Annotated in this window: 9 protein-coding genes and 1 rRNA gene; 8 read left to right on the top strand and 2 right to left on the bottom strand. The window is 55.7% G+C overall.

From position 1 onward, the window contains the following. The first annotated feature begins 250 nt into the window (after positions 1-250). Positions 251-985: a hypothetical protein gene (locus H4Q31_RS08435; protein ID WP_185178635.1), complete on the top strand. Its 735-nt coding sequence runs from the start codon at positions 251-253 to the stop codon at positions 983-985. 95 nt (positions 986-1080) lie between these two features. Then, positions 1081-2100, top strand: a complete 1020-nt coding sequence (locus H4Q31_RS08430; protein WP_185178634.1) for a potassium channel family protein — start codon at positions 1081-1083, stop codon at positions 2098-2100. 11 nt (positions 2101-2111) lie between these two features. On the opposite strand, the gene H4Q31_RS08425 is transcribed toward H4Q31_RS08430, so the two are convergent. Next, complete coding sequence (locus H4Q31_RS08425) at positions 2112-2990, bottom strand: LysR family transcriptional regulator (RefSeq protein ID WP_185178633.1); 879 nt, start codon at positions 2988-2990, stop codon at positions 2112-2114. A 142-nt stretch (positions 2991-3132) separates the two neighbouring features. On the opposite strand from H4Q31_RS08425, the gene zwf reads away from it, so the two are divergent. From zwf to fsa, 3 genes are read left to right on the top strand one after another with little or no spacing between them, the layout of a single operon-like run. Then, positions 3133-4713, top strand: a complete 1581-nt coding sequence (zwf, locus tag H4Q31_RS08420) for a glucose-6-phosphate dehydrogenase (protein WP_185178632.1) — start codon at positions 3133-3135, stop codon at positions 4711-4713. After that, a complete protein-coding gene (gene tkt, locus H4Q31_RS08415) occupies positions 4691-6685 on the top strand; it encodes a transketolase (RefSeq protein ID WP_185178631.1) in 1995 nt (664 codons plus the stop codon). The genes zwf and tkt overlap by 23 nt, the downstream gene beginning before the upstream one ends. Before the next feature lie 47 nt (positions 6686-6732). Next, positions 6733-7398 (top strand): fructose-6-phosphate aldolase, encoded by a 666-nt coding sequence (fsa, locus tag H4Q31_RS08410; protein WP_185178630.1) that lies wholly within the window; start codon positions 6733-6735, stop codon positions 7396-7398. 67 nt (positions 7399-7465) lie between these two features. On the opposite strand, the gene H4Q31_RS08405 is transcribed toward fsa, so the two are convergent. Then, entirely contained in the window at positions 7466-8158 is a 693-nt protein-coding gene (locus tag H4Q31_RS08405; RefSeq protein WP_185178629.1) for a DUF421 domain-containing protein, read from the bottom strand. A gap of 184 nt (positions 8159-8342) precedes the next feature. On the opposite strand from H4Q31_RS08405, the gene H4Q31_RS08400 reads away from it, so the two are divergent. The 3 genes from H4Q31_RS08400 to H4Q31_RS08390 all read left to right on the top strand — a co-directional run. After that, positions 8343-8963 (top strand): hypothetical protein, encoded by a 621-nt coding sequence (locus tag H4Q31_RS08400; protein ID WP_185178628.1) that lies wholly within the window; start codon positions 8343-8345, stop codon positions 8961-8963. A 93-nt stretch (positions 8964-9056) separates the two neighbouring features. Next, positions 9057-10007, top strand: a complete 951-nt coding sequence (locus H4Q31_RS08395) for an aldo/keto reductase family protein (RefSeq protein WP_185178627.1) — start codon at positions 9057-9059, stop codon at positions 10005-10007. Positions 10008-10348: 341 nt separating this feature from the next. Further along, positions 10349-10613 (top strand): 16S ribosomal RNA (locus H4Q31_RS08390); the annotation flags it as partial.

Genomic DNA, 10613 nt, shown 5'->3' with positions numbered 1-10613 from the left:
GGGGCGATGGCGCGAACAAGGCACAATAAGTGCCTTGTTGGGAGGCAGCCGCGAGGCGATGGCGCGAACAAGGCACAATAAGTGCCTTGTTGGGAGCAGCCGCGAGGCGATGGCGCGAACAAGGCACAATAAGTGCCTTGTTGGGAGGCAACCGCGAGGCGATGGCCCGAACGCGGCTGAATGGCGGCCTCTTCAGAAGTGGCAACCATTCAAAGGCAGGGCGCGTCAAATAAGCAAGAGGTGATGTGCGATGAACGGAATGGTTCGCAGACGGGCAGCGATCTGGCTGCTGATTCCGATGCTTCTAGCGATTTTACCGGGCTGTCAGTTGAGCGGCAAGCTGGCAGAGTGGACCGGAACGTGCGGCGTCGTGAACGAATGGGTCGATTTTCTAATTCTGAATGATATTCATTATGATCGCATCGAAGGCGCTGAACCGGTGCCGGATGATCAGATTGGCGACAAGGCCGGTCAAGTGAAATATACGATGGACGATCACCCTTGCTCATATCATCAAGCGAGGAACGGGGACGCCGCCTACTTGGCGGTTGGAACGCCCGTCTTTGCCTTGAAGGACTATAGACCGGAGTTTCGCGTGATCGCGAATCAGCAGATTTATCAAGTCGACCATAATCCGCATGCGCAGACGATGGGTGAGCTGCTCGACATCGAGGGGAAGGTCGCCAACGTAAGCTTGGTGAGCGGCAACGACGGAAGTATCATCGGTTATCTCGGCGCAGATGCAGCCGAGCAATTCGTGCGTGAGCTGCTTCCGCTGCAATATGTCGGCTTCGATGAGATTAACAAGCAAACCAAACCCGAATATGGCATCAGCCTTCGCGTACACTTGCAAGACGGCACTTCGTTCTCGATCGGTTACAAGCCAGAGGCGAACGCCTTCACGAATGGCGCATTCGGCACAGAAAGTTTAAAAATATTAATTCTGTCTGAACGAGACCGCATCAAAGCCGAGGCGTGGATGTAACGAACCAGCGGATTGACAACGTTCTTCCCGATATCGTTTACTGGAAACAATGGAAGATTGATAGACTATTCTTACAGAACGGATGAGAGCTCGACATGCCATTGATTCTTCGATTGCTGCTGAAGACGATGCAATTCAAGAACACGTCGATCGCGATGACGGCGCTGTTCTTCATCCTGGCCTGCGCTTCCATCGCCTACGCGCTGGAGCCGGATACGTTCGCCCACTGGTTCAACGCCTTGTACTGGGTGCTGACGACGATGTCGACGGTCGGCTACGGCGACTATTACATGAAGACTTACCTCGGCAAAGCGCTGACGATCTTTCTGTATATCTTCGGAGTCGGACTGCTCAGCCTGCTGATCGGCAAGGTGATCGATTCCGTCGCATCCATCCATCGACAACGGGAGGCCGGACAATTGAGCTACCAAGGGAAAGGTCATATTATCATTATCAATTGGAGCAAGAAAGCGCACTATGCCGTCGAAGAGATACTTGCCACCAACGCAGATGCGGAGATCGTCATCCTTGACGAGATCGACCGCCATCCGCTCGCGCGCAACAATAATGTCCATTTCATTAGCGGCGATCCGGCATCGGAAGAGACTCTTGAGAAGGCCAATCTGAAGGGAGCGCGTTCGGCGATTCTGTTCGCGGATTCGCGCATCGAGGAAGCGGCGCTGGCCGACGGCAAGTCGCTGCTCATCGCGTCGAGTATCGAGCGGATCGCGCCGGACGTCCATACGACGGTGGAGATTATGCAGGAGCGGAATATTCAGAACTTCCGCTACATCAACGTCAACGACTTCGTGCTGTCGTATGACGCGATATCGCGGCTCGCCGTGCGGGCGGCGCTGCAGGAAGGCAATTCGGAGATTATAAATCAACTTCTCAGCAGGCAGCGGGGCGATGATATTTACGAAGTGCCGGTACTGCCGGGCTGGCGGACGTACGGCGACGCATTCCAGGAACTTATCCGAAAGGGCGCGACGCTGATCTCCGACCGCGGCGACATGAGCATCAACCGCAAGCTGGATACCCCGATTCCGAAGGAGGCACGGCTCTTCGTTATTGCCAACGGGGAGACCTACCGGTCGATCGCGGGCAAGGAATGATATGGCGACGATTAACGGATCAGTTCCATGAACCCCCGTGCTGCTGTTGACAACGGCATATTCTTCATCGTTAGAATCCCCACATGGGCCGGGGGAAGGGTGACATCCAATTGAATCTCGAATAGAGATCCTTCCTCCAGCTCCTTCGATACGAACTGCCTGGTCACGTAAGAGATGCCCAACCCCCGCTTCGCGAACTCCGTCAGCAGATCAACGCTGCCCACTTCAATCTCCGGCTTGATCGAATGCCCGTAGCTCTGGAACAGCTCTGTTATCCCCATCCGTGCCCGGCTGTTCCGGGAGAAGAGAATGATCGGATATTGAAGCAGTTCAGCCAACGACAGCACTTTACCCTTCAGCTCGCCATACCGAGACCCCGCCACGAAGCAGTCCTGCAGTTGGAAGCTCTCGCGCACTTGCAACTGAGCGTCGACAATCGGCATGCGAATAACGCCTAAGTCGATGCGGCCTTCCTTCAGGAACGTGATGATCTCCGGTGTCGTCCCGTGATTCAAGTGCAGCTTGACGCCGGGATACCGTTCATGGAACTGCTCCAGATACGGAAGCAAATAATGCTTGAACAGCGAGTCGCTGCCGCCAATTCGCAGCTCGCCGCTGTCCAAGTTCTTCAGCGCGGTCATCTTCTCTTCAGCGAGCGTAATCAGAATTTGCGATTGCTCGATGTAAGAGTAGAGAACCGCGCCTTCTTGCGTCAGTGCGACGCCTTTGGAGGTGCGATAGAACAGCGTGAGGCCAAGCCGATCCTCCAGCTGCTTGATGGCGTGGCTGACACTCGGCTGCGTCAGGTACAGCGCTTTGGCGGCTTGGGACAAGCTGCCCGTCTTCGCGGCCCAATAGAACACTTTGTACAGTTCGTAATTATTGGTCATAGATGAGATTTATATCTCCTGTGAAATATATTAATTACTTGTATAGCTCCTAAACGTATTATAGTTAAATTACAAGAGAGAAACCAGCATATTGCGCTTATGCGCAGGTTCCATACGAGCATAGAAGGGAGTTGGAGAAGAGATGGAGCCGACCACGATCGTATTATTCGGGGCGACGGGCGATTTGGCCAAACGGAAGATCTACCCTGCCCTGTACAATTTGTACGTTGAAGGCAAGCTGCCAGAACCTTTCTCGCTGATTGGACTCGGCAGAAGAGACTGGTCCGATGGTCGATTCAAGGACGCTGTGGCACAGTCGCTTGAAGAATTCTCCAGGCGGAAGGCGCAGGATGCCGGCAAGCTTCAATCGTTCCTGGACGCGTTCCGCTACTCGGTCCTCGATATCGGACGCGAGGAAGATTACCAGAGACTGCTCTCGCTCGTCGAGAAGCGGGAAGAGGAGCTTCGCATGCCGCCGAACCGACTGTTCTATCTGTCAGTCGGTCCAGAGTACTTCGAACCGATCGCCGCCAATATTCAGAAGAGCGGACTTGGCTCCGCGAACGGCTGGAAGCGGCTCGTGATCGAGAAGCCGTTCGGCCACGATCTGCGTTCGGCGCGCGAGCTGAACAAGAAGCTGAGCAAGTCGTTCACGGAAGAAGAGATCTTCCGAATCGACCACTATCTCGGCAAGCCGATGGTGCAGCGGCTTGAATCGCTGCAGCAGGGCAATCCAGTCATTCAAGCGCTGTGGGATAACCGATACATCGCGAACGTGCAGATTACGGCGAGCGAGACCGTCGGCGTCGAGGAGCGCGCGGGCTACTACGATCACGTAGGCGCCGTGCGCGACATGTTCCAGAACCATATGCTGCAGCTGCTCATGATGACGGCGATTCATGTCCCGCATGACAGCTCAGCCGAGACGGTCCGCTTCAAGAAGAAGGGCATCATGGAAGCTCTCGAGCTGGTGCAGAAGGAAGACGTTCACGCGAGCGTTGTCCGCGGGCAATATGCGGCTGGCGCGATCGGCGGCAAGCCGGTTCCCGGCTACACGTCCGAGCCGGGCGTCATGCCGGGCTCGCAGAACGATACGTTCATCGCCGCTAAGCTGATGATCGACAACAACCTGTGGCGCGGCGTGCCGTTCTACATCCGGACGGGCAAGCGAATGAAGGAGAAGTCGACGCGCATCGTCGTTGAGTTCAAAGAGCCTGTCAAGCAGGCATTGGCGGCCAACGAGGACGGCACGTCGCCGAACCTGCTCGTCATCGAGATCGGTCCAAACGAAGGCTTCAAGCTGCAGATCAACGCGAAGGAGCCGGGCCGCGACGGCCGGTTCAAGCCGATCCAGATCGAGCTGCAGCCGAACGAAGCGGACGCGCCGGAAGCGTACGAGAATCTCATCTATGACGCATTAAGGGGAGACTCGACGTTCTTCGCGCATTGGGACGAGGTCGAGATGTCCTGGCAGTGGGTGCAGCCGGTGCTCGACGCATTCGAGGAGAACCTGGTGCCGCTCTATCCGTATGAAGCCGGCTCTTATGGGCCGGCCGCGGCCGACGAGCTGCTCGCGCGCGACGGCTACCGCTGGTGGTCCGGCGACAATCTGGACGCCCAATCGTCAGCCGGCCTGGACGGCAAGTCCGCTCCGCCGTCCGAATCCAATACCAAATCTATGGAGAACGAAGGAGAATTGTATGCCTACCACGCAAACCATTGATCAACTCTCGATTGACACGATCCGCACGCTGTCGATCGATGCCATCAACGCCGCGAATTCCGGCCACCCGGGCCTGCCTATGGGCGCGGCTCCGATGGCTTACACGCTCTGGGCTCAGCACATGAACTACAATCCGGGCAACGCCAAGTGGTTCAACCGCGACCGCTTCGTGCTGTCGGCCGGACACGGTTCCATGCTGTTGTACAGCTTGCTGCACCTGACGGGCTATAACGTATCGATCGAAGACCTGAAGCAATTCCGCAAGCTGAACAGCAAGACGCCAGGCCACCCGGAATTCGGCCACACGGACGGTGTCGACGCGACGACAGGGCCGCTCGGCCAAGGCATAGCCATGGCAGTTGGCATGGCGATGGCGGAAGCGCACCTCGCGGCGAAGTTCAACCAAGAGGGCTTCCCGGTCGTTGACCACCACACATACGCGCTAGTCGGCGACGGCTGCTTGAGCGAAGGCATCTCTTACGAGGCTATGTCCATGGCTGGGCACATGAAGCTCGGCAAGCTGGTCGTGCTCTACGATTCGAATGACATCTCGCTTGACGGCGAGCTGAGCCTGAGCTTCAGCGAGGACGTGCGCAAGCGCGCGGAATCCGCGAAGTGGCAATATCTGCGCGTCGAAGACGGCAACGATGTGGCGGCGATCTCTAAGGCGATCGCAGAAGCGAAGAAGAACACCGAACAGCCGACAATCATCGAAGTCCGCACGGTTATCGGTTATGGCAGCAAGGCGGCCGGCACGAACAAGGTGCACGGCAATCCGCTGGGCAAGGAAGAAGCGGTCGCAACCAAAGCGAATTACGGCTGGAACTACGAAGAAGAGTTCACCGTACCGGCGGAGGTTCGCGCGCACTTCGATCAGCTCAAGCAGCAGGGAGCATCCAAGGAAGAAGCTTGGAAGAAGCTGTTCGCCGCTTACCAAGCGAAGTTCCCGGCGCAAGGCCAAGAACTCGCAGATGCGATCAACGGCAACGTGAAGATCGCGAATACGGACCTGCTGACGTTCGATGCGTCCAAGGCCGTGTCGACCCGCGTCGCAAGTGGCGAAGCGATTAATCACTATGTTAAAATGGTTCCTAGCCTCTTCGGCGGAAGCGCGGATCTGTCTCATTCGACGATGACGGATATGCGCGGCGAGCAGACCTTCGCGGTTGAGTCGTACGCCGGCCGCAACGTCTACTTCGGCGTTCGGGAGCACGCGATGGGCGCAGCCGGCAACGGCATGGCGCTGCATGGCGGCGTGAATCCGTTCGTCAGCACGTTCTTCGTATTCAGCGACTACCTGCGTCCGTCGATCCGTCTGGCGGCGCTGCAGAAGCTGCCTGTTATCTACGTATTCACGCATGATTCCATCGCCGTCGGCGAAGACGGCCCGACGCATGAGCCGGTCGAGCACTTGGCCGCGCTGCGCACGATTCCGGGGCTGACGGTCATTCGTCCGTCCGACGCCAACGAGACGGCCAGCGCTTGGGCCTATGCGCTCACGCAGAAGGCAGGTCCGGTCGCTCTCATACTGAGCCGCCAGAACCTGCCGATCTACGAAGCGACGAAGGCGAATGTCGACCATGTCTCCCGCGGCGGTTATATCTTGGAAGAGACGAATGGCAGCCCGGACTTGATCCTCATCGCGACCGGCTCGGAAGTATCGCTCGCCATGAACGCCAAGGCCGAGATCGAGAAGCAAGGCGCTTCGGTGCGCGTCGTCGCGATGCCAAGCCGCGAGCTGTTCGATCGCCAGCCGGAAGCATACAAGCAGAGCGTTCTGCCTAACGCCGTAACGAAGCGGATCACGATCGAAGCCGGCATCTCGCTTGGCTGGGAGCGTTACGCTGGAGCCGCCGGCCAGGTAGTGTCCATCGATACGTTCGGCGCTTCGGGCCCTGGAGGCGCGGTCATGGAGCACTTCGGCTTCTCGGTAAGCAACGTGGTTCGCGTCGCTCAAGAGCTGTTGAAATAACGCTTCATTGCACCTAAATTCATTCATTTAATTGGAGGTCATTATTCATGAAATTCTTCATCGACACCGCGAACCTCGCGGACATTCAGAAAGCATACAAGATTGGTGTCCTGTCCGGCGTTACGACGAACCCTTCGCTCGTCGCCAAGGAAGGCGTGAAGTTCGAAGACCGCATCGAAGAAATTCTGAAGGCTGTGCCGGAAGTAGAATCGGTATCCGCTGAAGTAACGCCTGACGCCATTACGGCTGAAGAGATGATCGCGCAAGCGAACGAACTCATCAAGATCAACGGCGGCGATAAGAACATCACGATCAAGCTGCCGATGACGCTGGCCGGTCTGGAAGCTTGCCGCTACCTGACCAAGAAAGGCGTGAAGACGAACGTTACGTTGATCTTCACGGTTAACCAAGCGCTGCTGGCCGCTCGCGCCGGCGCTACCTATGTATCGCCGTTCCTGGGCCGCCTGGACGACATCTCCGAAGATGGCGTTCTGCTCGTCGCGAAGATTGCCGAGCTGTTCCGCACGCACAACCTGGACAGCCAGATCATCGCCGCTTCCGTTCGCCATCCGGACCATGTTACCCGTGTAGCTATGGCCGGCGCGCACATCGCGACGGTTCCATTCTCCGTAATCGAGCAGCTGTCGAAGCACCCGCTGACGGAGCAAGGTATTGAGAAGTTCGCAGCTGACTGGAAGAAAGCTGTTAAATAAGATGCGATTCGTCGATCGATTTGATCGAACGAAGAAGAGCGCTTTCCGCGAGGAGGGCGCTCTTTTTTTATTGAATCCCGGAATCTTGCCGCAAGTCGACGTAAAGCTTGTCTAACTGATCGATTTGAGCCAGCGCGACGTCGCTCATACGTTCAACGCCAAGGTTTTTCAATTGCTGGTTTATCCATTGAATGTCTTTGCCCGACGCATTTACGCTATTTGGTAAGATACGGCCGTCGATAATGAGAGTTTGCGATTGACCTCTGGTTGGAACGGTTAGGTTAAGATCTTTTGGCGTGACCGGCAATAGATCGGATTTCTTGAGAACCGAGAGGGTTCCGTCGGATTCGAAGTAAGCAAGCTCTACCTCATCTGGATAGAAAGCGCTCTTCTTGCGGAGCATCATCAACAAATCATCCATGGTGATTCTCGCTTTCTTCATTCCTTGCTCCAGAATTTGCCCCTTCTTGATCAACAAGGTCGGTTCCCCGTTGAGCAATTTACGCAAGCGAAGACTTCTCATCGCCAGCAGGCCGGATAGAAGAGCGAGGGCGCTGAATACACTTAAGGCGGCGAATCCTTTCCACATAGACAAGGAGTTGGTGAAAATAATACTGCCGGTGATCGTTCCAATCGTCACGCCAGCGGCAAAATCAAAAAATGTCATTTGAGACATCAGCTTTTTGCCTAATATTCTGCACCATACGAAAAGAATCATAAAGGCAATAACGGAACGGCTCGCCAATTCGAATGCCGACATGAGGAACTCCTCCCCGAGCGATAGAACGTTACAGGCAAAGGCTGCCTTGCGGGTAATATGTTCTTGGCCAGGGCGGTTCATTCACGCCTATCTCGAATCAAGCTCTAGAGGTAAAAGTTACTTGATTATTTCCCGATGCGCATGCGAATTCTACCCATCACAAACAACGGGAGGTGTATGCTGCTTGAGATCGATGCTGCAGGCGTTCGCTTGCATCGGAGTATCCGCTGTGCTGCTGACAGGCTGCGGCGCCGACAATAACGCCGGGAACAACAACGGCGTGAATGCGAAGAATGCGAACCGCGCGAATGTCATTCAGCAAGGGAACAGAATGAGACAGAACGCGGTGGACGACATCAACAGCCTGACCGGCGCGAACAATCGGAATAACGGCGCGGCTAACGGAGCCAATGCCGGCGGATTCAACACTTCGCCTAATGCCGCGAACAACACGGATTCCCACATTCTGCAGTTGGGGAATTGGCTGCGAATTGTTGGCGGCGCGGACGGGCAAACCGGCGCGAATATGAACCAGGCTGCCAATAATGGCGGAAATGGCAATGGCAATGGCAATGGCAATGGCAATGGAAGAAGAGGCATTCCTTCCTTCAACGAGCAAAGCTCGGATCAAGTGGTGGTGATGACCGTTGAAGATCCGCAAGCCATTCAAGCAATTGACCGCATTAACCAACTCTTATCGAACAAGGCTTCGCTCCGTTCGCAATCGGATACGTTGATTCGGGATTTAAGCTATGTTCTGCAGAGCGCGCAGCAATCTGGCGGTGCCGCTGGCAGCCAGCGTTAAGGACGAATGTTGCGCTGCCTCTCCTCATACATTCAATCGGGCGAACGTATCCATCGTTCGTCCGATGTCTTGTAGCCTGGGGAGGGCGATTATATGCAGTACCGGAAGCTCGGGAATACCGGATTAAAGGTCAGCGAGATCAGCCTCGGCAGTTGGCTCACGTACGGCGGTTATGTCGGCAAGGATCAAGCGATTCGCACGATCGACAAGGCGTATTCGCTCGGGATTAACTTCTTCGATACGGCCAACGTCTACAGCCACGGAGAAGCGGAGCGCATCGTCGGCGAGGCGCTGGCGAAGTATCCGCGATCCTCGTATGTGCTGGCTACGAAGGTCAGAGGTCCCATGGGGACGCTGCCGAACGACCAAGGGTTGTCTCGCAAGCATATCACGGAACAGTGCGAAGCTTCGCTTAGACGTCTCGGGGTCGATTATATCGACTTATATTACTGCCACTACCCGGATCCGGACACGTCGATGGAGGAGACGCTTAGAGCGATTGACGATTTAACCCGACAGGGGAAAATCTTATATGCCGGCGTCAGCAACATGTCTGCCGCGGAAATATGGCGAGCGGTCTCGATCACGGAGCAACAACGGTTCCATCCGATCGTTGCCAACCAGCCGCTATATAATATATTTGCCCGAGACATAGAGTCGGAAGTCATTCCTCTGTCCCGCAAGCATGGTATTGGACAGGTTGTGTATTCACCGCTCGCGCAAGGCGTGCTGACCGGCAAATACGCGTCTGTAACGGAACGCTTGCCCGCTAGCCGATCCGTGACGTCGGAGGGCAGCGAGACGGTACGTTCTTGGTTAAAGGAAGAGCTGTTAACCAAGACGAAGCGGCTGCAGGGTCTTGCGTCCGAATTCGGCTTGCCGCTGTCTTCATTGGCACTTGCTTGGACGCTGCGTCTTCCTGAAGTGTCCAGCGCGATCGTCGGAGCGAGCCGGCCGGAGCAGATCGAAGCGAATGCCAAGGCCTCCGGCATTCGTCTGACAGCCGAGCAATGGGCCTATGTTGATCGGATTCTTAGTGAATAGAGCTTGATACTACAAGCGGCAAGAGGCGTGAGGATGCGCTTCTGCCGCTTTATTCTATCTGGCAACTATTCCCGGTTGAATGGGCTAGGAATAAGGTGTATTCTATAACTCCTGCCGCGAACGAGATTGAGTGCGGGGGGGAGAGAACCAACCGAATAGATCAAGCCGGCAACGGCGAGATGGAAAACATTGTTGGTTGCGGCGCTTCGGCGCATGTGATAATCTTTAACTCCTGCCGCTGATACGGCGGGCAATCAAGTGAAGCTTGTTCTTTGAAAACTGAATCATGAGCGAATCTGTTTTATAAGAAGCTAGGTTTTAATGAGCTAGTCAAACACCTCTTTATGGAGAGTTTGATCCTGGCTCAGGACGAACGCTGGCGGCGTGCCTAATACATGCAAGTCGAGCGGATCTCATTGGGAGCTTGCTCCTGATGAGGTTAGCGGCGGACGGGTGAGTAACACGTAGGCAACCTGCCTGCAAGACCGGGATAACATTCGGAAACGAATGCTAAGACCGGATACGCAGTTTGGCGGCATCGCTGAACTGGGAAACACGGAGCAATCTGTGGCTTGCGGATGGGCCTGCGGCGCATTAGCTAGTTGG

Source organism: Cohnella lubricantis (assembly GCF_014212015.1).
In the GTDB taxonomy this organism is placed as follows: Bacteria; Bacillota; Bacilli; order Paenibacillales; family Paenibacillaceae; genus Cohnella; species Cohnella lubricantis.
This window is presented reverse-complemented; position numbering and strand designations above follow the sequence as displayed.

Excerpts from the sequence above, each read along its gene's own strand:
- H4Q31_RS08435 (WP_185178635.1), top strand. The coding sequence starts at position 251 with ATGAACGGAATGGTTCGCAGACGGGCAGCGATCTGGCTGCTGATTCCG.
- H4Q31_RS08430 (WP_185178634.1), top strand. The coding sequence starts at position 1,081 with ATGCCATTGATTCTTCGATTGCTGCTGAAGACGATGCAATTCAAGAAC.
- H4Q31_RS08425 (WP_185178633.1), bottom strand. The coding sequence starts at position 2,990 with ATGACCAATAATTACGAACTGTACAAAGTGTTCTATTGGGCCGCGAAG.
- zwf (WP_185178632.1), top strand. The coding sequence starts at position 3,133 with ATGGAGCCGACCACGATCGTATTATTCGGGGCGACGGGCGATTTGGCC.
- tkt (WP_185178631.1), top strand. The coding sequence starts at position 4,691 with ATGCCTACCACGCAAACCATTGATCAACTCTCGATTGACACGATCCGC.
- fsa (WP_185178630.1), top strand. The coding sequence starts at position 6,733 with ATGAAATTCTTCATCGACACCGCGAACCTCGCGGACATTCAGAAAGCA.
- H4Q31_RS08405 (WP_185178629.1), bottom strand. The coding sequence starts at position 8,158 with ATGTCGGCATTCGAATTGGCGAGCCGTTCCGTTATTGCCTTTATGATT.
- H4Q31_RS08395 (WP_185178627.1), top strand. The coding sequence starts at position 9,057 with ATGCAGTACCGGAAGCTCGGGAATACCGGATTAAAGGTCAGCGAGATC.